Here is a 25394-nt window from a genome sequence, read left to right on the forward strand (position 1 = left end):
ATGTAAGTTACACAACTTTTTTACTAAATCGTTTTAAACTAATAAAAGGTTTTTATTAAATGATCTTAAACTTTTTTAACCCATTAATTGTTGATTTATATATCTAACTATAAAAGAAAATTGAAATGAGCTTGAGTAAAAATTCTAATGAAAAGGAAACCAATGAAGAGGTGAACAAAAATCTGAATATCGCAAGTGGAGAAGAGGCAGATTTAGATAACGACACCTATGGTCACAGCACTGATGCTTCGGCATTTAAGCGCAAAAATGAGCCACAGGAAGGACATGGTCATCACGGCGAAAGCGGCTCTTCGGATGAGAAAGTTGAATCGTCAGAGCAGCTGAAGAATATTAATTTATCTGGCGCTGATTTATCTGACAGTTCGGGAGATACGGAAAAAGGTATTGGTGGAAGGCAACTGTAAAACTGTGGATGCTAAATTCGATTTTTAAACGTTGGACTACTTCCAGCCGCAGTGCCCCATTGACACGATAATTGTACGAACCATTTGCTCTTTACTTTTTAGCATAGCTAAAAGCGCAAACTTTTGCAAGTCAAAGCGTAACGTTACTTAGAAAGCTCATCGCATCAGCTATATTCCTGAATTTAGAACGTCATCTTCGTTGCGTTGTGATGAACTGGGCTTGTCCTTAAAATCTTTTGATGAACTACCCCTTTTACTTTCTGCACTTGCTATAGTTGCATTTTCATCTTTATTGCCATAGGTATCATCACTCAAAGAATCCTTTCCCTGTGTGCCAGAGTTATCAAAACCATCTCGTGCGGCAGTATTTCCCTTAATTCTTAAATCGGTTTCCTGCCCGAAACTGGTTACCTCGTTTCCTTCATTGCCTTTTTCATAGGCTTTTTGCACGTCCGATTTTGAAGGCGATTCCTCTCCGGAACCAACGTAGCCTTCCAAATGTTCTTCATTATTATACGGGTTCGTTTTCATAGTGCTTTAAGAACAAATGGTAAAAGAAATGGTTTTCAGCTTTTGTGTTAAATAATTGAGCGTCGTTTTTGGCTTTTGATTAACTTCGCTTCCGGAAAAAGCAAAAATTGATGGATTGGAAAAAATTACTTTCGAATAAGCGTTTTGGTCAGGAACAATATGGTGCGAGCTCAGATAAGGCTCGGTCCGATTTTCAACGCGATTACGACAGGCTAATTTTTTCATCGCCGTTTAGACGATTACAGAACAAAACCCAGGTTTTTCCATTGCCGGGAAGTATTTTTGTCCACAATAGATTAACTCATAGTTTGGAAGTTGCGAGTGTTGCCCGTTCGATGGCTAATATCTTTCTTAACGCAATAGAAACCAAAAATCCCGGACTGATTAAAGAGGTACCTTTGATTAATGAAGTTGGGAATATTGTTGCTGCTGCAGCCCTTGCGCACGATTTAGGAAACCCGGCATTCGGGCATTCCGGCGAAGCTGCAATTTCCAGGTACTTTACTGATGGAGATGGAAAAGTTTATCAAAAGGATATGAATGATGCCCAATGGCACGATTTAATAAACTTTGAAGGTAACGCGAACGCCATCCGTATTTTAACGCACCCGCTCAAAGGAAAAGGCAACGACGCCTATGCCTTAACCTATTCAACGCTCGCATCTATTGCAAAATATCCATGTGCATCAATAGCAGGCAAGCAGAAAGGCATATTACACAGAAAAAAGTATGGGTTTTTTCAATCGGAAGAAGAAAGCTTTAAGAGAATAGCTGATGAGCTTGGTCTGGCCCGTGAAGAGAATGAACATTTGGTTTACAAACGTCATCCTTTGGTGTATCTTGTAGAAGCTGCTGATGATATTTGTTATAGCATAATTGATTTAGAGGATGCCCATCGTTTAAAAATTCTTTCTTATGAAGAAGTTCGAAGTTATTTGTTACCCTTTGCCAATTCGAAAACAATCGAGGATAGGCTGCAAAACGATTACGAAGATGATGATGCAAAAATAGGCTTGTTGCGGGCGAAAGCAATAAACACTTTAACGGTGTTGTGTGCTGATATTTTCTATGCCGAGCAAGATGCTTTATTAAAGGGCAACCTGAATAAAAGCCTTACAGACTTAATTCCGGAGCCGTACTTGACTGCCTGGAGAACAATAGAAAAAGTTTCGGTAGAAAGAATTTATAACTTCTCTTCAGTTATACAGAAGGAAGTTGCAGGCTATAAAATCATGGCGGGATTGCTGGAAGAGTTTGTTCCGGCACTAATTCATAATGACACACATTACTACAAAAAATTGGTGAAGTTAATTCCTAAACAATACCATACAGACTTATCTGATATTTACTCAAGAACCCAAAGCGTACTGGATTTTGTGTCTGGAATGACCGACTTATACGCTGTCGATCTATATCGAAATATTAAAGGAATATCTTTTCCGTCAGAAACCTAAAACAGCGGATAGCTTCAATTAAAGGGAGCGTAGATGCTCCAAAACTGCTGTTTGTGTAAAAAACCAGTTTCAAGTAGTTCGATTTTTTATCAATGAAGTCACTTTTTCATTTTTAGGCTTGGATTTCGTGTAAACGGCAGATCTGTACTTATACTATTTATTAGATTTGACAGTTAAGCCTCGCAATAACTAGCCTGGTTTAAGCCAAACACGATCATATCCCGATAAATGAAAAAAATGTTACTCGTTGCCATGCTTCTGGTTTGCATGGCCTGTGCTGTAAAGGCTCAAGTGCCTCAACAGTTTAACTATCAAGGTGCAGCCCGTAACACAAATGGAACGCCCCTTGCAAATAAAAGCATCTCTTTAAAAATTAGTATTCTCGATGCTTCCGCTACCGGAACAGCACAATATACCGAAGTGCGAAATGTTATAACCAACCCATTTGGCTTATATAGTGTTGTAATAGGTAGCGCAGGTGCAACTTCCGTTTCGGGAACAATTGCCGGTGTTACATGGGGAACCGGATTAAAATTTATAAAAGTTGAAGTTGATCCGGATAACGGCTCTAATTTTAGTCTGGCCGGAACTGCCCAACTGCTGAGCGTACCTTATGCTTTATACTCCGCCAATGGGCCAACTGGCGCAAAAGGCGATACAGGTGCAACCGGGCCCGCTGGCCCACAAGGCGCTACAGGTCCTGCCGGCCCTACGGGTGCAACAGGCGCAAGCGGAGCTACTGGTGCAACCGGCGCAACGGGTGCACAAGGCCTTCAAGGTGCTACTGGTCCTGCTGGGGCGATAGGCCCAACTGGGTTAACAGGTGCTACGGGAGCTACAGGCGCCACGGGTGCGCCGGGCGCCGTCGGTGCTACGGGTCCTGCAGGGCCAATCGGACCTACTGGTTTAACAGGAGCGCAGGGTCCGCAGGGTTTAACCGGCCCGGCAGGTGCTGCCGGACCAAAAGGAGACCCGGGGATTCAGGGTGTTCAGGGTCCGGTGGGTCCATCTACAGGCGTAGCAGGAGGAGACCTCACCGGAAACTATCCTAATCCTACCATTGCAAATCTACAGGGCAAAGCTTTAAATGCAGCGGCACCGGCCAACAACCAGGTGCTGTTGTTTGATGGCATACAATGGAAACCCGTTACGCTTGATGTAAACAGCATTGCCGGCGGAAGAGCATTATCATCAACCGACTTGAGTATTACGCCAAACGGTACAACGGCTTTACTGAAAGATGTTGTCGTGAACATTAATAACGGAGCGGTAACGACCATTAAAATTGCAGATGGTGGAGTGACTACGCCAAAACTGGCAGACGGTTCTGTTACTACAGCCAAGCTTGCCGATGCAGCTGTGACTTCGGTAAAAATTGGTAATAAAGAAGTTAAAACTGTAAATATAGACGACTCTGCTGTTGGAACACTCCAAATTGCGAATGCTTCCGTTAGTGTTGCCAAATTGACAACCGCTGGTGCTTCCGATGCAGGAAAAGTTTACATTACCAACGCTACAACTGGTGTGCCTGAGCTTATCAGCAGAAATCTTTTTGCAAACGCAAATTCGTGGGCTTTGCAAGGTAATACTGGCAACATCGATTTAAGTAATAACTATCTGGGTAATACAGACGATGTTGCGATTAACTTTCTGATTAACGGGCAAAAAGCCGGCCGCTTAGGAAACTCGAATGATACCAACCTGTCGTTTGGCTACAGAACTTTTTTATCTAACGTTTCCGGATTTTTCAACAGCGTTTTTGGAAAGGAAGCATTATCATTAAACATTTCTGGTTTTGAAAACAGTGCATTTGGCCACATGGTTTTAAGCCGGAATTTCAGCGGTTACAATAACAGCGCCTACGGTTCAATGGCAATGGCTGTGAATACGGTTGGTAATGATAATACTGCTTTCGGTACCCGCGTACTGTCGGCAAATATTACAGGTACCGGCAATACAGCTGTTGGAAGCTACGCCTTAACGGCAAATACCGGAAACGGTAATGTTGCGATAGGGCAGAATGCGGGCAGAAATAACACCAGCGGTGCAGGGAATATTTTCATCGGTTCAGATGCGGCAGGTGCTTTAGGTAGCTCAGACAACACGCTGATAATTGCCAATTCTGCTACCACCTTGCCACTAATTTCAGGCTCGATGGCAACAAATGGCGGTACGCTGACTGTAAATAACACTTTGGCGGCTGGTTCTGTGTCATCAGCGCCAGCTGCAAGCACACTTAACATCAATGGTTCTTTAGGTACCAATATTTTACGGTATGCCGCTGGCGGAAGTTTAACGCTTAATGAAAGCCATCATACTGTTCGGATTACAAGCGCAACAGCAACGGTGACACTGCCCTTAGCATCTACTGTAAAGGGAAGGGTTTACGTAATTATGAATGGCAGCGGATTAATCTTTGCAACTGCTGTGGTAAACCCCGATGGTACCGCAATTGCTGCACCTGTATTAAACCAGGTAATTACCGTTCAAAGCGATGGAACGGATTGGGTAAAAATTTCTCAATAATCGTAATCATGAATAAGATTTACTCGATTTGTAGTTGCGTTATGATGATTAGCCTGGGTTCGAAATCCATGGCTCAAACAACGCCTGCAACCAACTTGCCATCCGTGATAAATGCAGCCAGTGCATACGGTAAAATCAATAATGAATTTTATGATTTTGCAGTTGGTGAAATGGTACTTGTGCAAACGTTCCAGACCAATAGCCTCAGTTTAACACAGGGTTTCCTTCAACCCATCATTATATCGCAAAATGCTGCCGATTTGGTCATCGCAAATAATTTTATAACACCAAATGGCGACGGGAAGAATGACTTTTTTGTGGTGAAAGGTTTGGAAAAATACCTCAGTAATAAAGTAACCATTTTCGACAGGGCAGGAAGGGTTGTGTACAGCGCATCAAATTATCAAAACAACTGGGACGGCTATTACAATGGACGACCACTTGCTGAGGATACCTATTATTTTGTAATTGATGTAGATTCTGCAGGCACGGTAAAAGGTTTCATCTCGGTACTTTATAAAAAATAGCAGCTTTGAAAAAGATAAAAATATACATCATCTGGCTGTTGTTAGTGCTTGCCGGGCCATCGGCATACAGTCAGCTTAATCCAATGGGAAGTATTTACTACCAAAATCAGTATTTAGCTAATCCGGCTTTGGCCGGAATTGACTCTGTTGTAAATATAAACGGTGCATTTAAGGCACAGTGGACAAGCATCAAGGGTTCTCCAAGAATTCAATATATAACAGCCGATTTACCGGTAAAAAGTAGAAAGGTTGGCCTGGGCCTATTGGTTTACAATGAAAGTGCGGGCTTAATTAACAGAACACGTGCAACTTTTAGTTATGCTTATCACTTAAAACTAAATAGCGACTCGAGCTTTGTGGATTTCGGGCTTGCCGCAGGGGTTATGAACGAGTGGATAGATTTAGGGAAAGCCGTTGGCGATTTGGGAGACGAAGTTTTAGGTAATTTCAGTGATAGAAAATTATATCTCGACGGAGATTTCGGCATCGCTTACAGAAACCAGAAGCTGACCATACAAGGTGCTCTTCCGAATTTGAAAAGATTGTTCAAACGGGATCAGATTAGAAATGTAGTAGATCGCTCAATTTACTTCGCCGCTGCAGCTTACAAAATCGCAATCAAAAGAGAAACACTTAATTTTATTGAACCCAAAGTTGTTTTTAGAGGGGTAGAAAACTACAAGGGTATACTGGACGTTGGCGCAAACCTTGGTTTTCTACAAGAGAAGCTAATGGTTAGCGGTATTTATCATTCAACAAATAGCGTTACACTCGCGTTTGGAGTAAATTATAAGCGTAAAGTTGGTTTGCTATTGCAGTACACCTCCAACACTTCCGATTTACAAAACTATAGCAATGGCGAATTTGAGTTAGGGCTTCGATACAGTTTCAACAAAAAATAATTTAACTGATATATCAAAAAGCCAGGCAGCGAATTGCTGCCTGGCTTTTTCGTTTGCTGGTTAACGCCTTCCGGCATCATCCCATTTATTTCTTTCGTCTTGTAATTCTCTCGCAAGTTTCATTTCTTTATCCTTTGCTTTCACTTTATGCGCCTGGAATTCGTCTGCAACTTCCTGATAAAGTTGTGTGCGGTAGGTAGCTTCCTTCCGGAACTTGCCGGTTTGTAATATCACAATGGCTAAAGCAATGGCCAGGATAATGATAATCGCCCAAACAATTGTATTATATGTGCCTTTGTTAAAAGAAATGCCAAGGAAATTTATTTCATTCACAGAAGCGGTAGCGCTGGCCAAAGAACTTTCTTTACCGGTAACTTCCCCTTTTAAACCTGCAATATTCTCTGCCTGAGATTTAATTTGCTGCTTTGCTTCCTGCAATTGCTTGCGCTCTTTGCGTAAAGTATCATTTACACTTTTCCAAACTGCAGTTAACCTGGAAGGGTTGATTAAGCGGGCACCATAGAGGCTTTTCGATTTTTTTAACATGAACTGATACTGGCCGTTTAACGAGGGATCAGTATTTTTCGAAGTGTCTTGCTGTGCATAAGCAAATGTGACGTTCAAAACTATCAACGCCACGAAACAAAAAAGAATGTGTTTAAATTTCTGCATAGTTTAAATGTAATGTTAAAATGTAAAACTACATTTTTATACAATTTATTATAAATTAATTTCTGATAGATTACATTTGTTTCATGCAAATAGGAATTATTGGTTTGGGTGATATGGGAAAATTGTACGCCACATCATTTGCAAATGCAGGTTATGCGGTGTGCGGTGCAGATATGCCATTACGTTTCGATGATTTAAAAAATGAACTCGGTCCGAAGGGAATTGAGGTTTTAAGTGATGGTCATGAAGTTTCCCGAAAATCAGATTTCATTATTTATTGTGTTGAAGCCGAGAAGATTGACAAAGTGGTTGCTGCTTTTGCATTATCCACAAAATACGGTGCTATTGTTGGCGGCCAAACCTCTGTTAAACATCCTGAAATTGCTGCCTTTGAAAAATATCTTCCGAAAGAAACCCAGATTGTTACCTGCCACTCGTTGCACGGCCCGGCTTTTAGCCCTGAAGGACAAACCTTAGTTGTTGTAAGACACCGTGCAACTAATGCGGTTTACAAACAAGCTCTTGAAGTGTATAAGTCGCTCAAGTCGAACATCATCGAGTTGGATGATTACCAGGAACATGATAGAATAGTTGCCGATACGCAAGCCGTGACACATATGGGTTTTGAAAGCATGGGTTCTGCCTGGAAAAATGCAGGCTTTTTTCCTTGGGATAATCCGGCCTATGCAGGGGGAATTGACAATGTTAAAATTTTAACCACACTCCGGATTTTCAGCTACAAATCGCACATATACGCAGGTCTGGCAATTTTGAATCCATACGCACAGAAACAAGTTAAGTATTATGCCCAGGCAGAATCTGAATTGTATAAGCTGATGATCTGTGAAAACGAAACTGAATTTAGGTCCAAAATTTATGCTGCCCGCGATTTTGTTTTCCATGAAAGCAGAAATCTTCTACTGCTGGACGATAATATAATGAAAGAGTTTAGTTTATCGGATGCTGAACACAAACAGAAGCCGAATTCTCACCTGAGCTTATTAAGCATGGTTTACGCCTGGTATAAAATGGGTGTTAATCCTTACGATAATTTAATTTGTCAAACGCCACCTTTTAAATTGCGATTAGGCATTGCCGAATACCTTTTCAAAAATGAAGCGATGCTCGAGGAATCTATTCATACTGCTTTGTATGATAAATCAATTCGCGGCGATGATCTGGAATTTCATACCGCCGTTCACGAGTGGGCATCGATAATTGGTTACGGAGATTTGAAGGGATATAAAGCACATTTTGAGGAAGCAAAATCGTTTTTTGCAAACCGCTTGAACGATGGCAGAGATTTGAGTGCGGAAATGATTAAAAGGTTAGGAAAGTAATGAATACCGAGCGTATATAAAGCTTAGCTTGTGCGAAATTAGCTTGCGCTCGTTTTTAACGAGTGCAATGTAGCTTTACGATTTCATCGTTAAAAACGATTTCCTTTTGCCCGCTCGTTAGAAACGAGTGTGAGCGAGCTTACTGAGCGTAAATTTAAAGCTTAGCTTGCGCTCGTTTTTAACGAGTGCAATATGGCTTTACGATTTCATCGTTAAAAAAGGATAGCCCCACCAAGTCATTAGAAAGAAGCGATGAGATAAATGCTATTAATGGCATTCCGTATTTACATCATCCATATAATATATAGACTTTATTTTATTCTTTTAATCTTCGTTTACCCAAAACGTGTGCCTTATATTTGCCGCATGTCGGTATTATTATTTACCATTATTGTTTTGCTGGGCGCTTTTTTAGCAGGCTTACTGGGTTCGCTAACAGGTTTGGGTGGCGGCGTAATTATTATCCCACTATTAACCCTGGCATTGGGTGTCGATATCCATTACGCAATCGGCGCTTCTATCGTTTCGGTTATTGCAACTTCTTCAGGCTCTGCTGCAGCGTACGTTAAGGAAGGCATTACAAACATCCGAATTGGCATGTTTCTGGAAATAGCAACAACCATCGGTGCTGTTTGCGGTGCGATAGTCGCGGTTTACTTAAACGCAAATTACATCGCTATAATTTTTGGTTGCATACTTATCTTTTCTGCGATTATGACATTAAAGAAAAAGGTAGACCATTCCACTTTGGACGATTCGGATAGATGGGCAAAATTTTTTAAGTTAAACGGTTCATACCCCGATAAGGGCGTAGAGCACAAATACGCAGTTCGAAATGTTCCTGGGGGTTTTTTGATGATGCTTTTTGCCGGAACCTTGTCGGGCTTACTAGGCATTGGCAGCGGCGCTTTGAAAGTTATTGCGATGGATAATATAATGCGTTTGCCTTTTAAGGTTTCTACAACCACCAGTAACTTTATGATGGGGGTTACCGCGGCCGCAAGCGCTGTTGTTTATTTGCACCGCGGACAAATAGACCCGGGTATTGCAATGCCGGTTTGTATAGGCGTTTTAACAGGCGCATCACTAGGATCTAAAGTTTTATTAAGAACCAAAACCGACAAGCTTAAAATAGTATTTGCTATAGTGGTAACATTTTTGGCTTTGCAAATGATTTATAAAGGTATAAGTGGATTATAATGGATACCAATAAACAGGAAAATTTAAACGACAAAGACATTCAGGTTATACTTGGAACTTTGCTCCGTGCCGGTGTAATTATCTCGATGAGCATTGTACTCATCGGCGGTGCCCTATTTCTAATCCACAATAAAGGCGGTACAACAGATTACAAAGTTTTCAAACCAGAACTGGCGAAGTTTTCATCAATCGCCGAAATTTTTAAAGGCGTTTTAACTTTCCACGGAGATGCAATTGTACAGTTTGGAATTTTAATGTTGATTTTTACGCCTATTGCCCGAATCGTTTTTGCCATTTTCAGCTTTTTAATTGAGCGTGATTACCTCTATGTGCTCATTGGTTTTATCATATTGACCATCATAACCATCAGTTTAAATGGTGGTTTAGCACATTAGTTTATCTTTTTTAGCTAACTGCCCATCTATCAGCAAATTATTTGAAAAAATATTTAGCTAACTATTTGAAAATTAATAATTCTTGCCTATCTTTGCCGTCCCTTTCGGGGGATGAACAACCACCTTGAACGAAGCCCTACTGCTTCGATGGGTGTTAAATTAAAAGATAAAATGTCAGGAATTATTGGAAAAAAAGTAGGAATGACCAGTATCTTCGATGCAGACGGAAAAAACATTCCATGTACTGTAATCGAGGCTGGGCCTTGTGTAGTTACACAAGTGAAGACCGAAGAAAAAGACGGGTATTCATCTATTCAGTTAGGATACGATGAGAAAAAAGAGAAAAACACAACTCAACCGTTAAAAGGCCATTTCGCGAAAGCAAACACAACTCCAAAACGCAAGCTGGTAGAATTTGATTCGTTTACAACTGCACTTAATTTAGGTGATGTTGTAACTGTTGATTCTTTCGCAGAAGGCGATTTTGTTGATGTTGTAGGTACCTCAAAAGGTAAAGGTTTTCAAGGTGTTGTAAAACGCCACGGATTTGCCGGTGTTGGTATGCAGACTCACGGTCAGCATAACCGTTTACGTGCCCCGGGTTCATTGGGAGCGTCATCATTTCCTTCACGTGTATTCAAAGGAATGCGCATGGCTGGAAGAACAGGTGGAGACAGGGTAAAAGTTCAGAACTTACAGGTTTTGAAAGTTTATGCTGAGCAAAACCTATTAGTAGTTAGTGGTTCCATTCCAGGAGCTAAAGGTTCTTACGTAATCTTAGACAAGTAATCAGATGGAAGTTAAAGTATTAAACATTTCAGGTAAAGAAACAGGTGCCAAGGTGCAACTTCCTGAATCGGTATTCGGTATCGAGCCTAACGACCACGCGATTTATTTAGATGTTAAACAGTATTTGGCTAACCAACGTCAAGGTACTCACAAATCTAAACAACGTAATGAGATTGCAGGTTCAACCCGTAAACTATACAAACAAAAAGGTACAGGTGGTGCACGTGCTGGTAGCATTAAATCTCCGTTATTTAACGGTGGTGGTCGTGTTTTCGGTCCTCAACCACGTGATTACAGTTTTAAACTGAACAAGAAATTAAAATCATTAGCACGTAAATCTGCTTTAGCTTATAAAGCGAAAGATAACAGCGTAGTCGTTTTAGAAGATTTCAACTTCGATACAATTAAAACTAAAAACTATACAAGTTTATTAGCTGCGTTAAACGTAGGTACTCAAAAAACTTTGTTGGTTTTACCTTCACAAAATAATAATATCTATTTATCAAGCAGAAACGTTGAGAAAACTAAAGTAATTACTGCGGCAGATTTAAATACTTACGATGTATTAAACGCTGGTGTACTTGTGTTAACTGCAGATTCTGTTAAAACTTTGGAGGAGGCATTTGCCAAGTAATATGGAAATTTTAAAAAAACCAATATTAACCGAAAAAGCTTCAGCTTTAACTGAAAAATTAAACGTTTTTACGTTCAGCGTAAACCACAAAGCAAATAAATTGCAAATCAAATCTGCAATCGAAAAACTTTATGGTGTAACCATTACTTCAATCAACACTATGGTTGTAGATGGTAAAGCTAAATCACGTTACACAAAAGCAGGTTTTGTTTCAGGCCGTAGCCCGAAATACAAAAAAGCAATTGTAACGTTAAAAGACGGTGAAACAATAGATTATTACGCAAATCTTTAATTTAATTATTAATTATAACTATGGGCTTAAGAAAATTTAAACCAGTTACTCCGGGAACCCGCTTTAGAGTTGGTGCCAGCTTTACGGAGATTACAGCAACCAAGCCCGAAAAATCATTGGTTGTATCATCAAAAAAGTCTGGTGGACGTAACAACACAGGTAAAATGACTATGCGCTACATGGGTGGTGGTCATAAAAAATCATATCGTTTAATCGACTTCAAACGCGATAAATTCGATATTCCTGCTACAGTAGCTTCTGTAGAATACGATCCAAACCGTACTGCCCGCATTGCATTATTAAACTATGCAGATGGCGAGAAGCGTTACATTATTGCTCCTGAAGGATTGCAAGTAGGTTCGGTATTATTATCGGGCGATACTGCAGCTCCAGAAGTAGGTAACACTTTAAAATTATCGAACATTCCATTAGGTTCTATTATCCACAACGTGGAGATTCACCCTGGAAAAGGAGCACAATTAGCTCGTAGTGCAGGTGCTTACGCACAATTAGCTGCCCGCGATGGTAAATATGCTACTTTAAAAATGCCTTCTGGCGAAACCCGTTTAATCCTGACTACTTGTCTTGCTACTATCGGTGCTGTATCTAACTCAGATCACGCAAACGAAGTATTAGGTAAAGCAGGTCGTAAACGTTGGTTGGGCCGTCGTCCGAGAACTAGACCGGTAGCGATGAACCCTGTCGATCACCCAATGGGTGGTGGTGAAGGTAGATCATCAGGTGGTCACCCTCGTTCAAGAAATGGCGTTTTAGCTAAAGGCTACAAAACCAGAGAACTTAAAAAATATTCTAATCGTTACATCATAGAGAGAAGGAAGAAATAATGGCTCGTTCGATAAAAAAAGGACCTTATATTGACCATAACGTAGAGAAAAAAGTAAACTCTATGAATGATTCAGGCAAAAAGTCTGTAATCAAAACTTGGTCTCGTAGATCAATGATTTCACCAGATTTCGTTAATCATACATTTGCAGTACACAACGGTAATAAATTTATTCCTGTGTACGTAACAGAAAACATGGTTGGTCACAAGTTGGGAGAATTTGCTCCAACCAGAACATTCAGAGGACACGCTGAAAAGAAAAAATAATTAGACAATGGAAGCAATAGCAAAATTAAACAATTGTCCAACCTCACCGCGTAAGATGCGTTTGGTTGTAGATCTTATCAGAGGTGAACGTGTAGAGAAAGCATTAAGCATTTTAAAGTTTACCAATAAAGAAGCAGCAATAAGAGTTGAGAAATTATTATTATCTGCTATCAAAAACTGGGAATCTAAAAATGAAGGTGCTCGCCCTGAAGAAAACCAACTGTTTGTAAAAACAATTATGGTAGATGGTGGCCGTCAGCTTAAACGCTTACGTCCAGCTCCTCAAGGCCGTGGATATAGAATTCGTAAACGTTCTAACCACGTAACGCTGATTGTAGATAGTAAAAATACAGAAACAACTCAAAACTAATTTTAGGAAATGGGACAAAAAGCAAATCCAATAGGAAACAGGTTAGGTATCATCAAAGGATGGGATTCTAACTGGTTCGGTGGCAACAACTACTCCGATAAATTAGTTGAAGATGAGAAAATAAGAAAATACCTTTCTGCTCGTATCGCTAAAGGTGGTGTTGCTAAAGTTGTTATCGAGCGTACTTTAAAACGCATCACGGTAACCATCCACACAGCCCGCCCAGGTATTGTAATCGGTAAAGCAGGTGCTGAGGTTGATAAAATTAAAGAAGAGTTAAAGAAATTGACTAAAAAGGAAATTCAAATTAACATCTTCGAAATTAAACGCCCGGAACTTGATGCACAATTAGTTGCAGAAGGTGTTGCAAAACAATTAGAAGCAAGGATCTCATTCCGTAGAGCAATGAAATCTTCTATCGCATCAACAATGCGTATGGGTGCTGAAGGTATTAAAATCATGACTTCTGGTCGTTTAGGTGGTGCTGAGATGGCACGTTCTGAGCAGTACAAAGAAGGAAGAGTGCCTTTGCATACATTCCGTGCTGATATTGATTATGCCTTAGCAGAAGCATTAACAACTTATGGTAAAATAGGTGTTAAAGTTTGGATTTGTAAAGGTGAGGTTTATGGAAAACGTGATTTGTCTCCAAACATTGGTGCAACAAATAACGGTCCAAAAGGCCAGTCAGATAAACCAGCTTTCGGTGGAAGAGATAACCGTGGCGGAAACGACAGACGTGGTGGTAACGACAGACGTGGTGGAAACCAAGGTGGTGGCCGTGGCCCTGGTCAAGGCGGCCCTGGTGCAAATAGAGGTGGTGGCGCAGGCGCTAACAGAGGTCCTCGTAAATAATTGATTTATTAACATCGTTTAACGATTAGAACAAAATAAAATGTTACAGCCAAAAAGAACGAAGTTCAGGAAGATGCAAAAAGGCAGAATGAAGGGTTTAGCTTCACGTGGAGCTGAATTAGCATTCGGATCTTTCGGTATCAAATCTTTAGAAGCAACTTGGATTACAAGTCGCCAGATAGAGGCTGCCCGTATCGCCGTAACTCGTTTCATGAAACGTGAAGGCCAAGTATGGATCAGGATTTTCCCGGATAAACCGGTAACTAAAAAACCTGCTGAAGTACGTATGGGTAAAGGTAAGGGTGCTCCTGAATACTGGGTTGCAGTAGTAAGACCAGGACGTGTAATTTTCGAAGCTGAAGGTGTGCCTTTAGAAGTAGCTAAAGAAGCATTACGTTTAGCCGCACAGAAATTACCAATCCAAACAAAATTTGTAGTACGTAGAGATTACGTAGAAGCATAGTAAAGTTGTTGAGATGAATGTTGTAAATACTTGTTTATTATAACCGCTACACTCAACCGTAAAGAAAAATAAAAATGAAAAATTCAGAAATCACAGGGCTTTCAAAAGAAGAATTAGTAGCTAAGATTGCGGAAGAAAAAGAGAACTTGTCAAAATTAAAGTTCGCTCATACTATTTCAGCTATCGAAAATCCTTCACGCATTGCAAAAGTAAGGAAAGACATAGCCCGTTTAAACACTGAACTGACTAAAGTGAAAAACGCTGAGTCAGCTACTGAAACTAATTAATTTGAGAGTCGAAATGGAAAGACAATTAAGAAAAACAAGAACCGGGTTAGTGGTAAGCAACAAGATGGATAAATCTGTTGTGGTGAGCGTGGAACGTAAAGTAAAACACCCGATTTATGGTAAGTTCGTAAAGAAAACTACCAAATTTATGGCTCACGACGAGAAAAACGAATGCGGTATCGGAGATACAGTATTGATTATGGAAACTCGTCCGTTGAGTAAAAACAAGAACTGGAGATTGGTACAAATTTTAGAAAGAGCTAAATAAGATGGTACAACAGGAATCGAGATTAAACGTTGCTGATAACAGTGGCGCTAAAGAAGTATTAGTAATTCGTGTGCTAGGTGGAACCGGCAAACGTTATGCTTCAATTGGTGATAAAGTGGTTGTTACTGTAAAAAGCGCTTTACCGTCAGGTAATATTAAAAAAGGTACAGTTTCTAAAGCAGTTGTTGTAAGAACTAAAAAAGAAATCCGTCGTAAAGATGGTTCTTATATCCGTTTTGACGATAATGCTGCTGTATTATTGAACGCACAGGATGAGCCAAGAGGTACACGTATCTTTGGCCCGGTTGCGAGAGAACTACGTGAAAAACAATTCATGAAAATTGTGTCATTAGCACCGGAGGTATTGTAAAATGGGAAACAAAGTAATAAATACACCATCAAAACTTAAAATCCGCACTGGAGATTTAGTTAAAGTAATTGCAGGCGATTCAAAAGGCCAGCAAGGAAAAGTACTTTCAGTACAAATAGATAAAAACAGAGCCATTGTAGAAGGCATTAACTTAGTATCGAAACATACTAAACCAAATGCTGCAAATCCTAACGGTGGTATTATTAAAAAAGAAGCTGCTCTTCACATTTCTAACCTGATGTTGGTTGATCCAAAATCTGGTAAAGCTAGCCGCGTAGGTCGTAAACTTAACGCAGATGGTAAATTGGTTAGAGTTGCTAAAATATCAGGAGAGGAGATTAAATAATGGCTACTACACCAAGATTAAAAAGCAAGTACAAAGAAGAAGTTGTAAGTGCACTTAAAGAAAAATTTCAGTACAAAACTGTAATGCAGGTTCCTAAATTGGAAAAAATCTGTATCAATCAGGGTGTTGGTCGTTTTTCTGTAACAGATAAAAAGATTATGGATACCACAATCGTTGAGTTGACTACCATTACTGGTCAGCAGGCGGTTCCGGCACAATCTAAAAAAGATATCTCAAACTTTAAATTACGTAAAGGTATGCCGGTTGGTGTACGTGTTACTTTACGTGATAATAACATGTATGAGTTCTTAGATCGTTTGATTTCTGTTGCGTTACCACGTATTCGTGATTTCAAAGGTATCAATGATAAAGGTTTTGATGGTAAAGGAAACTACACTTTAGGTGTAACTGAGCAAATCATCTTTCCTGAGATTAATATCGATAAAATCAATAAAATTTTAGGTATGGATATAACTTTCGTAACTTCGGCAAAATCTGACGTTGAAGCTTTAGAGTTATTGAAGCAATTCGGATTACCATTTAAAAATCAAAAAACAGCAGAATAATGGCAAAAGAAGGTGTAAAAGCACGCGAAGTTAAGCGCCAAAAATTGGTGGCTAGATACGCTGAAAAACGTGCAGCTTTAAAAGCTGCAGGAGATTTCGAAGGTTTAGATAAATTACCTAAAAACTCATCTCCGGTACGTTTACACAACCGTTGTAAGTTAACTGGTCGTCCACGTGGTTACATGCGTACCTTTGGTATCTCAAGGGTTACGTTCCGCCAAATGGCACTAGACGGTAAAATACCAGGTATTAAAAAAGCATCTTGGTAATATAGTTTAAAGCGTAAAGCTCAAAGTCTAAAGCGGATATATTTCGCTTTGGTCTTTGTGCTTTAGTCTTTTTGCTTTAAAAGAATTTTAACCGGTAGCAGGTCCCACAGCTGGGTAGCAGAAGGAAACCACTATCAAAAACAATAAAAAATGAATACAGATCCAATAGCAGATTATTTAACAAGAGTAAGGAATGCCATTAAGGCCAACCACCGTGTTGTAGAAATTCCTGCATCAAACCTTAAAAAAGAAATTACTAAAGTTCTTTTCGACAAAGGTTACATCGCGAACTATAAGTTTGAAGATACTACAGTTCAAGGCACTATTAAAATTGCTTTGAAATACAATCCGATTACTAAAGTTCCTGCTATTCGTACTTTGATGCGAATTAGTAAACCAGGTTTGAGAAACTATGCTGGTGTTGAAAATATGCCAAGAGTATTAAACGGTTTAGGTATCGCAATCTTATCTACTTCTAAAGGTGTAATGACTGATAAAGAAGCAGCCAAATTAAATATTGGTGGTGAGGTATTGTGTCACGTTTATTAATTATTAGGAGAACAGCACAATGTCAAGAATAGGAAAAGCCCCAATTACAATCCCTGCAGGTGTTACAATTACCGTATCGAAAGATAACGTGGTAACTGTAAAAGGCCCTAAAGGTGAATTAACACAAACAGTAGATTCAGATATCACTGTAAGCCAGGAAGACGGAACTTTAACAGTTCAACGTCCTTCAGAGCAAAAGAAACACAAAGCATTACATGGTTTATACCGTTCATTGCTTAACAATATGGTTATTGGCGTAACAGAAGGTTACAAATTAACTCAAGAATTAGTAGGTGTTGGTTACCGTGCTACAAACACAGGTAATACATTAGATTTAGTTTTGGGTTACTCTCACCATTACGTATTTCAATTACCAGAAGAGATTAAAGTAACCACTTCATCAGAAAAAGGTCAAACACCTAAAATTATTTTCGAAAGTATTGACAAGCAATTGATTGGACAGGTAGCAGCGAAAATCCGTTCGTTACGTGCACCAGAGCCATATAAAGGTAAAGGTATCAAGTTTGTAGGTGAAGTGTTAAGAAGAAAAGCAGGTAAATCAGCATCTAAAAAATAGTAATCATGGCAGGTAAAAAATTATCAAGAAGAGATCGTATTAAAAAAGGGATCAGAAAAAGACTTACCGGTTCAGAAGAACGTCCAAGGTTATCTGTATATAGAAGCAATAAAGGGATTTATGCGCAGGTAATTAACGATGTAACCGGTACAACAATAGCTTCAGCATCATCTTTATCAAAAGATTTTTCTGGAACAGGTAACAAAAGTGACCAATCAGTTGCAGTAGGTAAACTAGTTGCTGAAAAAGCAATTGCTGCTGGTGTTAAAGAAGTTGTTTTCGATAGAAATGGCTACTTATATCACGGTCGTGTGAAATCGTTAGCAGAAGGTGCTCGCGAGGCTGGTTTAGTATTTTAATCTGAAGAAAAAGTAAGATGTCAACTATCAATATAAAAAGAGTAAAAACCACCGATATCGAATTAAAGGATCGTTTGGTTAGTATACAACGTGTTGCCAAAGTAACCAAAGGTGGTCGTACTTTCAGCTTCTCAGCAATTGTTGTTGTAGGAGATGAAAACGGTGTTGTTGGTTTCGGTTTAGGTAAAGCGAAAGAGGTAACTGAAGCGATTGCAAAAGGTGTGGATGATGCTAAAAAGAACTTAGTTAAAGTTCCAATTTTAAACGGTACTGTTCCTCACGAGCAAATCGGTAAATTCTCAGGTGGTTTTGTTTTAATTAAACCAGCTGCAGTAGGTACAGGTGTAATTGCAGGTGGTGCAATGCGTGCTGTATTAGAGAGTGCTGGCGTTCATAACGTATTAGCAAAATCTAAAGGTTCATCAAATCCTCACAACGTGGTGAAAGCAACTGTTGATGCATTAACAAAAATGCGTGATGCTTATACAGTAGCTCAAACTCGTGGTATCGATTTAAACAAAGTTTTTAACGGATAATATCATGGCTAAGATCAAAATAACACAAGTAAAAAGCGTTATCGACAGAAGCGAGCGCCAAAAAAGAACCGTTCAGGCTTTAGGTTTATCGAAAATGAACCAAAGTGTTGAGGTAGAAGCTACACCACAAATTATCGGTATGGTTCGCAAAGTGAACCACTTGGTAGCTATCGAAGCAATTTAAGAGAATTATTGAACAAATGAGTTTTGAGTGAACGGATGCGCATATTGCTAACATTCGAACATTCAAAATTCAATTGTTATTTATTTATCGCTGTACCTGTTTAGTGAAAGCGAAGGGCAGCACAAATTCAAAAAAATGAATTTAAATACATTAAAACCTGCAAAAGGTTCTACAAAAAACAGTAAGAGAATTGGTCGTGGTACAGGTTCAGGCCGTGGTGGTACGTCAACACGTGGTCACAAAGGTGCTGGTTCACGTTCTGGTCACTCTACTAAAATTGGTTTCGAAGGTGGTCAAATGCCTTTACAACGTCGTGTGCCTAAAGTTGGTTTCAAACCAATTAACCGTACAGAATATGTTGGTGTAAACCTGGATGTTTTACAAGGTTTAGCAGAAAAATTCAATTTAACAACGATTGATTTCGCTGCTTTACAAGAGCATGGTTTAGCTTCTAAAAACGACTTAGTAAAAGTTTTAGGTCGTGGTGAAGTAAAAGCAAAGTTAGAAGTTACAGCACATGCGTTTTCTGCAACCGCACAAAAAGCTATTGAAGCAGCAGGTGGTTCAATTGTAAAATTGTAATTGTTAAATGAAGAAGCTATTTACTACTTTAAGTAATATCTGGAAAATTCAGGAATTAAAAGAGCGTATATTATTTACGGTCATGATTCTTTTGGTATACCGTTTCGTATCTCACGTGGTTTTACCAGGTGTAGATCCATCCGCTTTGGGGGCTAACGAAAAGTCAGGTATCTTAGGCTTGCTTGATATGTTTGCCGGAGGTTCTTTCTCTCGTGTTTCCATTTTGGCTTTAGGGGTAATGCCTTATATCTCTGCATCAATTGTGGTGCAATTATTGGGTATTGCTGTTCCGACTTTCCAAAAAATGCAGAAAGAAGGTGAAAGTGGTAGAAAAAAACTGAACCAGATTACCAGATATTTAACGGTGGCCATAACGATTGTTCAGTCGGTTGGCTATGTTAAAACTCAAGTTCCGCAGGAGGCAATTCTGCCAGTAATGAGTCAAACGATGTTTTATGTTGTATCTACGTTTGTATTAACTGCAGGTACACTATTCGTAATGTGGCTTGGTGAAAAAATTACAGACAAAGGTATTGGTAACGGTACGTCTTTAATTATCATGACTGGTATTATTGCTCGTTTACCACAAGCTATTAGTCAAGAGTTTTCTGATAAAGTTGGTGCTGCCAGTACAGGTGGTGGTCCGGTTGCATTAGTACTTGAGGTTGTTGCTTTATTCGCGATTGTAATGTTTACCATCTTAATTGTACAAGGTGTACGTAAAGTACCTGTTCAATATGCAAAGAAGATTGTTGGTAACCGCCAATTCGGTGGTGTACGTCAATACATTCCTTTGAAGGTAAATGCGGCTGGTGTAATGCCAATCATTTTTGCCCAGGCATTAATGTTTATTCCAGGGGCTTTAATTCAATTTGTGCCTTCTTTACAAGGTTCATGGTTAATTCAGTTCAGTAATACAACATCGTTAGCATACAGTTTAACTTTTGCGTTTCTAATTATTGCATTTACTTTCTTCTATACAGCAATTACTGTGAATCCAACTCAAATGAGTGACGATATGAAGAAAAACGGTGGTTTCATTCCGGGCGTTAAACCTGGTTTAGCTACATCAACTTTCATAGATGATGTAATTTCAAAAATCACTTTTCCAGGTGCAGTATTTTTAGCAATTATTGCTGTTTTGCCATCGATAGCTGTTAAGTTCGGCATTAAGCAAGAATTTGCACACTTCTTTGGAGGTACATCTTTACTGATTTTGGTGGGTGTTGTTTTAGATACACTTCAGCAAATTGAAAGTTATCTGTTAATGCGTCATTATGATGGATTAATGAAAACCGGCCGTGTTACTGGCAGAACGGGCGTACCGGCTGCGAGTAGTAATGCAGCATTGTAATTTTAGATTACTGAATTTTAAATTATAGGATGAGTGATTACTTTATTGTGGTCACTCATCTAAATTTACCCGTTCGAAGCTAAAAGCGAATGTCTAAGATTTATTACAAATCTCTCGAAGAGGTTGAGTTAATAAGAGCAAGTTCTCTATTGGTGTCGGAAACGTTGGCTGAAGTTGCTAAAATTATCGGCCCCGGGGTTACAACAAATCAATTGGATAAACTGGCTTACGAGTTTATAAGTGATAATGGGGCGATCCCGGCATTCTTAAACTACAATGGTTTTCCAAACTCTTTATGCATATCGCCAAACGAGCAGGTTGTTCATGGTTTTCCAAGTGATTATGTTATTAAAGAAGGCGATTTAATATCTGTTGACTGTGGTGTCATTAAAAACAACTTTTTCGGAGATTCTGCATATACCTTTTCAATAGGCGTTGTGGATGACGAAAAGCGAAGGTTGGTTGAAGTTACCAGAAAATGCCTGGACTTAGGCATTGAGAAAGCAGTTGCAGGAATGCGTATTGGCGATATCGGCTTTGCCATTCAACAGTATGCAGAATTAAACGGGTTTGGCGTGGTAAGAGAATTGGTAGGACATGGTGTGGGTGTAAAGCTTCATGAAAAACCAGAAGTTCCGAATTATGGCAAACGCGGCAGCGGCCCAAAGCTTGAAGAAGGAATGGTTATCGCAATTGAGCCAATGATAAATGCAGGCGTTGCCGGTGTAAATTTCCATAGTGATGGTTGGACGGTGACGAGTAAGGATAATAAACCTTCAGCACATTTTGAACATACAGTGGCGATAAAAAAGGGTGAAGCAGACGTTTTATCAACCTTTTCATTAATAGAAAAAGTTTTACAACAAAAAAAATAAATAATTAAAATTTTTTATTTAATTTTGCAACCCTGTTTAGAAGCAGCTAATTAAGTAACAATCAACAAAATATGGCTAAACAAGCCTCAATTGAACAAGACGGCGTAATAAGAGAAGCATTATCAAATGCAATGTTCAGAGTAGAACTCGAGAACGGGCATGAGATTATTGCGCATATTTCAGGAAAGATGCGGATGCACTACATCAAAATCCTTCCTGGTGACAAAGTAAAACTGGAGATGTCGCCCTATGATTTAACAAAAGGTCGCATCACTTATAGATACAAATAAAATGAAAGTTAGATCATCAATTAAAAAGCGTAGCGCTGATTGCAAGATTATTCGCCGTAAAGGTAAACTTTACGTTATCAACAAGAAAAATCCTAAATACAAGCAACGTCAAGGGTAATTAAGAATATTGTAATGAACCGTACAACGGTGGCCCGCCGTTCGGAGTTACTCAAAAACATAAATAAATATGGCAAGGATTTCAGGTATTGATTTACCAAGAAACAAAAGAGGAGAGATTGGTTTAACTTATATCTACGGTATAGGTAAAACAACTGCGCAACGTATTTTAACTACTGCAGGTATCGATCTTAACAAAAAAGTACAAGACTGGTCTGATGATGAGTTATCAGCAATCCGTACAATGATTAATGATGAGATTAAAGTAGAAGGTGCTTTACGCTCGGAGGTTCAGTTAAACATTAAACGTTTAATGGATATTGGTTGTTACCGCGGCTTACGTCACAGAAAAGGTTTACCTTCTCGTGGTCAGCGTACAAAAAACAACTCACGTACTCGTAAGGGTAAGAGAAAAACAGTTGCTAACAAGAAAAAAGCTACTAAATAGAAAGTAGATTTCAGATGTTAGATTTACGAATTACGATTGTTAGTTCCCAAATCTAAAATCGTAAATCAAAAATCGATAAATAAGAAAATGGCTAAGAGTAAAAAAGTAACAAAAAAACGTATCGTTGTAATTGAGTCTGTTGGTCAGGCGCATATCAATGCTACCTTCAACAACATTATCGTTACCTTAACAAACAACAACGGACAGACTATTTCTTGGTCTTCTGCCGGTAAAATGGGCTTTAAAGGTTCTAAAAAGAACACGCCTTATGCAGCTGGTCAAGCGGCTTCAGATTGCGGTAAAGTTGCGTTTGATTTAGGTTTACGTAAAGTTGAAGTATTTGTAAAAGGTCCGGGTTCAGGTCGTGAATCTGCTATCAGAACTTTGCAAGTAGCAGGTATCGAGGTAACATCTATTAAAGATATTACACCACTTCCTCACAACGGATGTCGTCCTCCTAAAAAGAGAAGAGTTTAATTAATTTTAAAGCTAAGAATCTCCAGCTACAGGTTGGATGATACTTTAAAACAGAAAAAAAAATGGCAAGATATACAGGCCCAAAATCAAAAATCGCCCGTAAATTCAGAGAACCAATCTTCGGTCCTGATAAGGTGTTAGACAGAAAAAATTATCCTCCTGGGCAACATGGCTCATCAAAAAGAAGAGGAAAACAATCTGAGTATGCTATCCAGTTAATGGAGAAACAAAAAGTAAAATATACTTATGGTGTATTAGAAAAGCAGTTCAGTAACTTGTTTAAAAAAGCATCTTCACGTGCAGGTATCACAGGTGATAACTTACTTCAATTATTAGAAGCACGTTTAGATAATACAGTTTACCGTTTAGGTATTGCAACAACCCGTTCTGGTGCACGCCAGTTAGTTAGCCATAAACACGTAACCGTGAATGGTGAAGTTGTAAATATCCCTTCATATCAGTTAAAGGCTGGTGATGTTGTTGCGGTTCGTGAGAAGTCAAAGTCTTTAGAATCAATTAGTAACTCAGTTGCAGGCAGAACAATTAATAAATTTGCCTGGTTAGAGTGGAATGCTGGCGAGTTAACAGGTAAGTTTTTAACTTATCCTCAACGCGACGAGATTCCTGAAAACATTAAGGAAAACTTAATCATCGAGTTATACTCTAAGTAATAAATAATACAGTTAATTACCTCAAAAGGGTAATTAACTTTTTTCATATTACTATATATTCAATAACGAATTTAAAAAAATATAAATGGCAATTTTAGCATTTCAGAAACCAGACAAAGTGATCATGCAGAAATCAACAGATTTCGATGGCATATTTGAATTTCGTCCTTTAGAACCCGGTTTCGGTGTAACAATTGGTAATGCCTTAAGAAGAATTTTACTTTCTTCATTAGAAGGTTATGCTATTACTACTATTCGTTTTTCAGGCGTTTCGCATGAGTTTTCTACCATGAAAGGTGTTGTAGAAGATTTAACTGATATCATCTTAAACTTAAAACAAGTTCGCTTTAAGAAAACCGGTGATTCTGGTGATGCTGAAAAAGTATTCATCATTGTTAACGGTCAGGATCAGTTCAAAGCTGGTGATATCACTAAATTCTCTAACAACTTTACAGTTTTAAATCCTGAGCATGTTATTTGCAACATGGATAAATCTGTTACTTTAGAGGTGGAGTTAACCATCAATAAAGGACGTGGTTATGTACCTGCTGAAGAAAATAAAGTTGCTGATGCTGTTGTAGGTGTTATCGCTATCGATTCGATCTACACGCCAATGAAAAACGTAAAATACACAATTGAAAATTTCCGTGTTGAACAGAAAACGGATTATGAGAAATTGGTATTAGATATTTCTACTGATGGTTCAATTCACCCAGAAGAAGCATTAAAAGAAGCGGCTAAAATTCTTATCCAACACTTTATGCTTTTCTCTGATGAGAACTTAGTATTAGAATCGCAGGCAAAAGAAGAAACTAAAGAAGTTGATGAGGAAATTTTACACATGCGTAAAATCCTTAAAACTGAATTAGTAGATATGGATTTATCAGTTAGAGCATTAAATTGCTTAAAAGCTGCAGATATCCGCACTTTAGCTGATTTGGTTTCTTATGATGTTGCTGATATGTTAAAGTTCAGAAACTTCGGTAAAAAATCATTAACGGAGATTCAAGAACTTGTAAAGTCAAAAGGTTTGTCATTTGGTATGAACCTGTCTAAATTTAAATTAGACGAAGAGTAAGGGTTTAAGTTTTAAGTTGCGCGTATTGCGTATAACTTATAGCTTAATGCTTTAAATAAATTAATTTTTCATAGTGTATAATTCCCTCAGCTTAATTGCAACGAGACGGTATGCACTCAATTAAAAAACAATGAGACACGGTAAAAAAGTAAACCACTTAGGTAGAACCGCAAGCCACAGAAAGGCGATGTTAGCTAACATGGCTTCATCACTTATTTTGCACAAAAGAATTACAACAACTTTAGCTAAAGCAAAAGCTTTACGTACTTATGTTGAGCCAATTATCACTAAATCTAAAAGTGATACAACACACTCACGTCGTACTGTATTTGCTTATTTGCAAGATAAAGAAGTAGTAACAATCTTATTCCGCGAAATTGCTGAGAAAGTTGCAAATCGTCCGGGTGGTTATACTCGTATCATTAAATTAAACAACCGTTTAGGTGATAACGCTGAAATGGCTTTAATTGAATTGGTAGATTACAATACAGTTTACGGTAAAGACGTAGAAGCTAAAGAAGAGAAGAAAACAACTCGTCGTGGTAGAAGTAAAGCTACTGCTGCTCCAAAAGCTGCAGAAGCGAAAGCAGAAGTTGCTGAAGAAACTGCACCGGAAGTTGCTACTGAAGAAGCTCCTGCTACTGAAGCTCCAAAAGGAGAGTAAGTTGATACCAAATCTTCGTAAGAGGATTAAGCTTATTAAAA

Annotated in this window: 39 protein-coding genes; 37 read left to right on the forward strand and 2 right to left on the reverse strand. The window is 38.8% G+C overall.

The window, feature by feature from the left end; translation table 11 throughout:
• Nucleotides 1-125: 125 nt before the first annotated feature.
• Nucleotides 126-425, forward strand: a complete 300-nt coding sequence (locus ASG14_RS04040; protein WP_056869742.1) for a hypothetical protein — start codon at nt 126-128, stop codon at nt 423-425.
• A gap of 168 nt (nt 426-593) precedes the next feature.
• On the opposite strand, the gene ASG14_RS04045 is transcribed toward ASG14_RS04040, so the two are convergent.
• Nucleotides 594-956 carry a hypothetical protein gene (locus ASG14_RS04045; protein ID WP_056869743.1) on the reverse strand — a complete coding sequence of 121 codons (363 nt, stop codon included), beginning with the start codon at nt 954-956 and terminating at the stop codon, nt 594-596.
• A gap of 110 nt (nt 957-1066) precedes the next feature.
• On the opposite strand from ASG14_RS04045, the gene ASG14_RS04050 reads away from it, so the two are divergent.
• The 4 genes from ASG14_RS04050 to ASG14_RS04065 all read left to right on the forward strand — a co-directional run bounded on the left by ASG14_RS04050 (nt 1067) and on the right by ASG14_RS04065 (nt 6365).
• Nucleotides 1067-2410, forward strand: a complete 1344-nt coding sequence (locus tag ASG14_RS04050) for a deoxyguanosinetriphosphate triphosphohydrolase (RefSeq protein ID WP_200940309.1) — start codon at nt 1067-1069, stop codon at nt 2408-2410.
• Between the two features lie 228 nt (nt 2411-2638).
• Nucleotides 2639-4936, forward strand: coding sequence for a collagen-like protein (locus ASG14_RS20640; protein ID WP_056869745.1), 2298 nt, complete (start codon nt 2639-2641; stop codon nt 4934-4936).
• 8 nt (nt 4937-4944) lie between these two features.
• Nucleotides 4945-5463: a gliding motility-associated C-terminal domain-containing protein gene (locus tag ASG14_RS04060; RefSeq protein ID WP_157274825.1), complete on the forward strand. Its 519-nt coding sequence runs from the start codon at nt 4945-4947 to the stop codon at nt 5461-5463.
• Between the two features lie 5 nt (nt 5464-5468).
• The gene (locus ASG14_RS04065; RefSeq protein WP_235528507.1) at nt 5469-6365 is read left to right on the forward strand and encodes a PorP/SprF family type IX secretion system membrane protein; all 897 of its coding nucleotides are present in this window, start codon (nt 5469-5471) and stop codon (nt 6363-6365) included.
• Nucleotides 6366-6425: 60 nt separating this feature from the next.
• Here the strand turns inward: ASG14_RS04065 and ASG14_RS04070 are convergent, their stop codons facing one another.
• Entirely contained in the window at nt 6426-7037 is a 612-nt protein-coding gene (locus ASG14_RS04070; RefSeq protein ID WP_056869747.1) for a hypothetical protein, read from the reverse strand.
• Between the two features lie 83 nt (nt 7038-7120).
• On the opposite strand from ASG14_RS04070, the gene ASG14_RS04075 reads away from it, so the two are divergent.
• The 32 genes from ASG14_RS04075 (at nt 7121) to rplQ (ending at nt 25353) form a co-directional block, all read left to right on the forward strand.
• The gene (locus tag ASG14_RS04075) at nt 7121-8377 is read left to right on the forward strand and encodes a prephenate dehydrogenase (protein WP_056869748.1); all 1257 of its coding nucleotides are present in this window, start codon (nt 7121-7123) and stop codon (nt 8375-8377) included.
• Between the two features lie 366 nt (nt 8378-8743).
• Nucleotides 8744-9577: a sulfite exporter TauE/SafE family protein gene (locus ASG14_RS04080; RefSeq protein ID WP_056869749.1), complete on the forward strand. Its 834-nt coding sequence runs from the start codon at nt 8744-8746 to the stop codon at nt 9575-9577.
• Nucleotides 9577-9972 carry a DUF1634 domain-containing protein gene (locus tag ASG14_RS04085; protein WP_056869750.1) on the forward strand — a complete coding sequence of 132 codons (396 nt, stop codon included), beginning with the start codon at nt 9577-9579 and terminating at the stop codon, nt 9970-9972. The genes ASG14_RS04080 and ASG14_RS04085 overlap by 1 nt, the downstream gene beginning before the upstream one ends.
• Nucleotides 9973-10143: 171 nt before the next feature.
• A complete protein-coding gene (gene rplC / locus ASG14_RS04090; RefSeq protein WP_056870236.1) occupies nt 10144-10761 on the forward strand; it encodes a 50S ribosomal protein L3 in 618 nt (205 codons plus the stop codon).
• 4 nt (nt 10762-10765) lie between these two features.
• Nucleotides 10766-11395 (forward strand): 50S ribosomal protein L4, encoded by a 630-nt coding sequence (gene rplD / locus ASG14_RS04095; protein ID WP_056869751.1) that lies wholly within the window; start codon nt 10766-10768, stop codon nt 11393-11395.
• Nucleotide 11396: 1 nt separating this feature from the next.
• Nucleotides 11397-11687 (forward strand): 50S ribosomal protein L23, encoded by a 291-nt coding sequence (gene rplW / locus ASG14_RS04100; protein ID WP_056097517.1) that lies wholly within the window; start codon nt 11397-11399, stop codon nt 11685-11687.
• 20 nt (nt 11688-11707) lie between these two features.
• The gene (gene rplB / locus ASG14_RS04105; protein ID WP_056869752.1) at nt 11708-12532 is read left to right on the forward strand and encodes a 50S ribosomal protein L2; all 825 of its coding nucleotides are present in this window, start codon (nt 11708-11710) and stop codon (nt 12530-12532) included.
• Nucleotides 12532-12798, forward strand: coding sequence for a 30S ribosomal protein S19 (gene rpsS / locus ASG14_RS04110; RefSeq protein ID WP_010599906.1), 267 nt, complete (start codon nt 12532-12534; stop codon nt 12796-12798). The genes rplB and rpsS overlap by 1 nt, the downstream gene beginning before the upstream one ends.
• A 7-nt stretch (nt 12799-12805) precedes the next feature.
• Nucleotides 12806-13168, forward strand: coding sequence for a 50S ribosomal protein L22 (gene rplV, locus ASG14_RS04115; RefSeq protein ID WP_056097519.1), 363 nt, complete (start codon nt 12806-12808; stop codon nt 13166-13168).
• Between the two features lie 9 nt (nt 13169-13177).
• Entirely contained in the window at nt 13178-14023 is an 846-nt protein-coding gene (gene rpsC / locus ASG14_RS04120) for a 30S ribosomal protein S3 (protein ID WP_056869753.1), read from the forward strand.
• 40 nt (nt 14024-14063) lie between these two features.
• Nucleotides 14064-14486 (forward strand): 50S ribosomal protein L16, encoded by a 423-nt coding sequence (rplP, locus tag ASG14_RS04125; protein ID WP_010599903.1) that lies wholly within the window; start codon nt 14064-14066, stop codon nt 14484-14486.
• 74 nt (nt 14487-14560) lie between these two features.
• Nucleotides 14561-14773, forward strand: coding sequence for a 50S ribosomal protein L29 (gene rpmC / locus ASG14_RS04130; protein ID WP_056097521.1), 213 nt, complete (start codon nt 14561-14563; stop codon nt 14771-14773).
• A 13-nt stretch (nt 14774-14786) separates the two neighbouring features.
• Nucleotides 14787-15041 carry a 30S ribosomal protein S17 gene (gene rpsQ, locus ASG14_RS04135; RefSeq protein WP_010599901.1) on the forward strand — a complete coding sequence of 85 codons (255 nt, stop codon included), beginning with the start codon at nt 14787-14789 and terminating at the stop codon, nt 15039-15041.
• Nucleotide 15042: 1 nt separating this feature from the next.
• Nucleotides 15043-15411: a 50S ribosomal protein L14 gene (gene rplN / locus ASG14_RS04140; protein WP_010599900.1), complete on the forward strand. Its 369-nt coding sequence runs from the start codon at nt 15043-15045 to the stop codon at nt 15409-15411.
• Between the two features lies 1 nt (nt 15412).
• Complete coding sequence (rplX, locus tag ASG14_RS04145) at nt 15413-15757, forward strand: 50S ribosomal protein L24 (RefSeq protein WP_056869754.1); 345 nt, start codon at nt 15413-15415, stop codon at nt 15755-15757.
• Nucleotides 15757-16323 (forward strand): 50S ribosomal protein L5, encoded by a 567-nt coding sequence (rplE, locus tag ASG14_RS04150; RefSeq protein WP_056097523.1) that lies wholly within the window; start codon nt 15757-15759, stop codon nt 16321-16323. Before rplX ends, rplE begins: the two co-directional genes overlap by 1 nt.
• A complete protein-coding gene (gene rpsN / locus ASG14_RS04155) occupies nt 16323-16592 on the forward strand; it encodes a 30S ribosomal protein S14 (RefSeq protein ID WP_056869755.1) in 270 nt (89 codons plus the stop codon). The genes rplE and rpsN overlap by 1 nt, the downstream gene beginning before the upstream one ends.
• A 150-nt stretch (nt 16593-16742) precedes the next feature.
• Complete coding sequence (gene rpsH, locus ASG14_RS04160; protein ID WP_056869756.1) at nt 16743-17141, forward strand: 30S ribosomal protein S8; 399 nt, start codon at nt 16743-16745, stop codon at nt 17139-17141.
• A gap of 19 nt (nt 17142-17160) precedes the next feature.
• Nucleotides 17161-17718, forward strand: a complete 558-nt coding sequence (rplF, locus tag ASG14_RS04165) for a 50S ribosomal protein L6 (protein ID WP_056869757.1) — start codon at nt 17161-17163, stop codon at nt 17716-17718.
• A 5-nt stretch (nt 17719-17723) separates the two neighbouring features.
• Nucleotides 17724-18077, forward strand: a complete 354-nt coding sequence (gene rplR / locus ASG14_RS04170) for a 50S ribosomal protein L18 (RefSeq protein ID WP_025145211.1) — start codon at nt 17724-17726, stop codon at nt 18075-18077.
• A gap of 17 nt (nt 18078-18094) precedes the next feature.
• Complete coding sequence (gene rpsE, locus ASG14_RS04175) at nt 18095-18613, forward strand: 30S ribosomal protein S5 (RefSeq protein WP_010599893.1); 519 nt, start codon at nt 18095-18097, stop codon at nt 18611-18613.
• Between the two features lie 4 nt (nt 18614-18617).
• Complete coding sequence (rpmD, locus tag ASG14_RS04180; RefSeq protein WP_010599892.1) at nt 18618-18797, forward strand: 50S ribosomal protein L30; 180 nt, start codon at nt 18618-18620, stop codon at nt 18795-18797.
• Nucleotides 18798-18932: 135 nt separating this feature from the next.
• Nucleotides 18933-19379 (forward strand): 50S ribosomal protein L15, encoded by a 447-nt coding sequence (gene rplO / locus ASG14_RS04185; RefSeq protein WP_056097665.1) that lies wholly within the window; start codon nt 18933-18935, stop codon nt 19377-19379.
• A 7-nt stretch (nt 19380-19386) separates the two neighbouring features.
• The gene (secY, locus tag ASG14_RS04190) at nt 19387-20733 is read left to right on the forward strand and encodes a preprotein translocase subunit SecY (RefSeq protein ID WP_056869758.1); all 1347 of its coding nucleotides are present in this window, start codon (nt 19387-19389) and stop codon (nt 20731-20733) included.
• Nucleotides 20734-20822: 89 nt separating this feature from the next.
• Nucleotides 20823-21608, forward strand: coding sequence for a type I methionyl aminopeptidase (gene map / locus ASG14_RS04195; RefSeq protein ID WP_056869759.1), 786 nt, complete (start codon nt 20823-20825; stop codon nt 21606-21608).
• A gap of 71 nt (nt 21609-21679) precedes the next feature.
• Complete coding sequence (gene infA, locus ASG14_RS04200; RefSeq protein ID WP_010599888.1) at nt 21680-21898, forward strand: translation initiation factor IF-1; 219 nt, start codon at nt 21680-21682, stop codon at nt 21896-21898.
• 1 nt (nt 21899) lies between these two features.
• Entirely contained in the window at nt 21900-22016 is a 117-nt protein-coding gene (gene rpmJ / locus ASG14_RS19985; RefSeq protein ID WP_010599887.1) for a 50S ribosomal protein L36, read from the forward strand.
• A 69-nt stretch (nt 22017-22085) separates the two neighbouring features.
• Nucleotides 22086-22463, forward strand: coding sequence for a 30S ribosomal protein S13 (rpsM, locus tag ASG14_RS04205; RefSeq protein WP_056869760.1), 378 nt, complete (start codon nt 22086-22088; stop codon nt 22461-22463).
• An 87-nt stretch (nt 22464-22550) separates the two neighbouring features.
• Nucleotides 22551-22940 (forward strand): 30S ribosomal protein S11, encoded by a 390-nt coding sequence (gene rpsK / locus ASG14_RS04210; protein WP_025145207.1) that lies wholly within the window; start codon nt 22551-22553, stop codon nt 22938-22940.
• Nucleotides 22941-23002: 62 nt separating this feature from the next.
• Complete coding sequence (gene rpsD, locus ASG14_RS04215) at nt 23003-23611, forward strand: 30S ribosomal protein S4 (protein WP_025145206.1); 609 nt, start codon at nt 23003-23005, stop codon at nt 23609-23611.
• Between the two features lie 85 nt (nt 23612-23696).
• The gene (locus ASG14_RS04220; RefSeq protein ID WP_056097531.1) at nt 23697-24689 is read left to right on the forward strand and encodes a DNA-directed RNA polymerase subunit alpha; all 993 of its coding nucleotides are present in this window, start codon (nt 23697-23699) and stop codon (nt 24687-24689) included.
• Between the two features lie 130 nt (nt 24690-24819).
• Nucleotides 24820-25353 (forward strand): 50S ribosomal protein L17, encoded by a 534-nt coding sequence (gene rplQ, locus ASG14_RS04225; RefSeq protein ID WP_056869761.1) that lies wholly within the window; start codon nt 24820-24822, stop codon nt 25351-25353.
• Nucleotides 25354-25394: the final 41 nt, after the last annotated feature.

This window comes from Pedobacter sp. Leaf194 (assembly GCF_001423945.1).
Lineage (GTDB): Bacteria > Bacteroidota > Bacteroidia > Sphingobacteriales > Sphingobacteriaceae > Pedobacter.

What these genes read in the sequence shown, in the direction of transcription:
- ASG14_RS04040 (WP_056869742.1), top strand. Translation starts at nt 126, where the DNA reads ATGAGCTTGAGTAAAAATTCTAATGAAAAGGAAACCAATGAAGAGGTG.
- ASG14_RS04045 (WP_056869743.1), bottom strand. Translation starts at nt 956, where the DNA reads ATGAAAACGAACCCGTATAATAATGAAGAACATTTGGAAGGCTACGTT.
- ASG14_RS04050 (WP_200940309.1), top strand. Translation starts at nt 1,067, where the DNA reads ATGGATTGGAAAAAATTACTTTCGAATAAGCGTTTTGGTCAGGAACAA.
- ASG14_RS20640 (WP_056869745.1), top strand. Translation starts at nt 2,639, where the DNA reads ATGAAAAAAATGTTACTCGTTGCCATGCTTCTGGTTTGCATGGCCTGT.
- ASG14_RS04060 (WP_157274825.1), top strand. Translation starts at nt 4,945, where the DNA reads ATGAATAAGATTTACTCGATTTGTAGTTGCGTTATGATGATTAGCCTG.
- ASG14_RS04070 (WP_056869747.1), bottom strand. Translation starts at nt 7,037, where the DNA reads ATGCAGAAATTTAAACACATTCTTTTTTGTTTCGTGGCGTTGATAGTT.
- ASG14_RS04075 (WP_056869748.1), top strand. Translation starts at nt 7,121, where the DNA reads ATGCAAATAGGAATTATTGGTTTGGGTGATATGGGAAAATTGTACGCC.
- ASG14_RS04080 (WP_056869749.1), top strand. Translation starts at nt 8,744, where the DNA reads ATGTCGGTATTATTATTTACCATTATTGTTTTGCTGGGCGCTTTTTTA.
- ASG14_RS04085 (WP_056869750.1), top strand. Translation starts at nt 9,577, where the DNA reads ATGGATACCAATAAACAGGAAAATTTAAACGACAAAGACATTCAGGTT.
- rplC (WP_056870236.1), top strand. Translation starts at nt 10,144, where the DNA reads ATGTCAGGAATTATTGGAAAAAAAGTAGGAATGACCAGTATCTTCGAT.
- rplD (WP_056869751.1), top strand. Translation starts at nt 10,766, where the DNA reads ATGGAAGTTAAAGTATTAAACATTTCAGGTAAAGAAACAGGTGCCAAG.
- rplW (WP_056097517.1), top strand. Translation starts at nt 11,397, where the DNA reads ATGGAAATTTTAAAAAAACCAATATTAACCGAAAAAGCTTCAGCTTTA.
- rplB (WP_056869752.1), top strand. Translation starts at nt 11,708, where the DNA reads ATGGGCTTAAGAAAATTTAAACCAGTTACTCCGGGAACCCGCTTTAGA.
- rpsS (WP_010599906.1), top strand. Translation starts at nt 12,532, where the DNA reads ATGGCTCGTTCGATAAAAAAAGGACCTTATATTGACCATAACGTAGAG.
- rplV (WP_056097519.1), top strand. Translation starts at nt 12,806, where the DNA reads ATGGAAGCAATAGCAAAATTAAACAATTGTCCAACCTCACCGCGTAAG.
- rpsC (WP_056869753.1), top strand. Translation starts at nt 13,178, where the DNA reads ATGGGACAAAAAGCAAATCCAATAGGAAACAGGTTAGGTATCATCAAA.
- rplP (WP_010599903.1), top strand. Translation starts at nt 14,064, where the DNA reads ATGTTACAGCCAAAAAGAACGAAGTTCAGGAAGATGCAAAAAGGCAGA.
- rpmC (WP_056097521.1), top strand. Translation starts at nt 14,561, where the DNA reads ATGAAAAATTCAGAAATCACAGGGCTTTCAAAAGAAGAATTAGTAGCT.
- rpsQ (WP_010599901.1), top strand. Translation starts at nt 14,787, where the DNA reads ATGGAAAGACAATTAAGAAAAACAAGAACCGGGTTAGTGGTAAGCAAC.
- rplN (WP_010599900.1), top strand. Translation starts at nt 15,043, where the DNA reads ATGGTACAACAGGAATCGAGATTAAACGTTGCTGATAACAGTGGCGCT.
- rplX (WP_056869754.1), top strand. Translation starts at nt 15,413, where the DNA reads ATGGGAAACAAAGTAATAAATACACCATCAAAACTTAAAATCCGCACT.
- rplE (WP_056097523.1), top strand. Translation starts at nt 15,757, where the DNA reads ATGGCTACTACACCAAGATTAAAAAGCAAGTACAAAGAAGAAGTTGTA.
- rpsN (WP_056869755.1), top strand. Translation starts at nt 16,323, where the DNA reads ATGGCAAAAGAAGGTGTAAAAGCACGCGAAGTTAAGCGCCAAAAATTG.
- rpsH (WP_056869756.1), top strand. Translation starts at nt 16,743, where the DNA reads ATGAATACAGATCCAATAGCAGATTATTTAACAAGAGTAAGGAATGCC.
- rplF (WP_056869757.1), top strand. Translation starts at nt 17,161, where the DNA reads ATGTCAAGAATAGGAAAAGCCCCAATTACAATCCCTGCAGGTGTTACA.
- rplR (WP_025145211.1), top strand. Translation starts at nt 17,724, where the DNA reads ATGGCAGGTAAAAAATTATCAAGAAGAGATCGTATTAAAAAAGGGATC.
- rpsE (WP_010599893.1), top strand. Translation starts at nt 18,095, where the DNA reads ATGTCAACTATCAATATAAAAAGAGTAAAAACCACCGATATCGAATTA.
- rpmD (WP_010599892.1), top strand. Translation starts at nt 18,618, where the DNA reads ATGGCTAAGATCAAAATAACACAAGTAAAAAGCGTTATCGACAGAAGC.
- rplO (WP_056097665.1), top strand. Translation starts at nt 18,933, where the DNA reads ATGAATTTAAATACATTAAAACCTGCAAAAGGTTCTACAAAAAACAGT.
- secY (WP_056869758.1), top strand. Translation starts at nt 19,387, where the DNA reads ATGAAGAAGCTATTTACTACTTTAAGTAATATCTGGAAAATTCAGGAA.
- map (WP_056869759.1), top strand. Translation starts at nt 20,823, where the DNA reads ATGTCTAAGATTTATTACAAATCTCTCGAAGAGGTTGAGTTAATAAGA.
- infA (WP_010599888.1), top strand. Translation starts at nt 21,680, where the DNA reads ATGGCTAAACAAGCCTCAATTGAACAAGACGGCGTAATAAGAGAAGCA.
- rpmJ (WP_010599887.1), top strand. Translation starts at nt 21,900, where the DNA reads ATGAAAGTTAGATCATCAATTAAAAAGCGTAGCGCTGATTGCAAGATT.
- rpsM (WP_056869760.1), top strand. Translation starts at nt 22,086, where the DNA reads ATGGCAAGGATTTCAGGTATTGATTTACCAAGAAACAAAAGAGGAGAG.
- rpsK (WP_025145207.1), top strand. Translation starts at nt 22,551, where the DNA reads ATGGCTAAGAGTAAAAAAGTAACAAAAAAACGTATCGTTGTAATTGAG.
- rpsD (WP_025145206.1), top strand. Translation starts at nt 23,003, where the DNA reads ATGGCAAGATATACAGGCCCAAAATCAAAAATCGCCCGTAAATTCAGA.
- ASG14_RS04220 (WP_056097531.1), top strand. Translation starts at nt 23,697, where the DNA reads ATGGCAATTTTAGCATTTCAGAAACCAGACAAAGTGATCATGCAGAAA.
- rplQ (WP_056869761.1), top strand. Translation starts at nt 24,820, where the DNA reads ATGAGACACGGTAAAAAAGTAAACCACTTAGGTAGAACCGCAAGCCAC.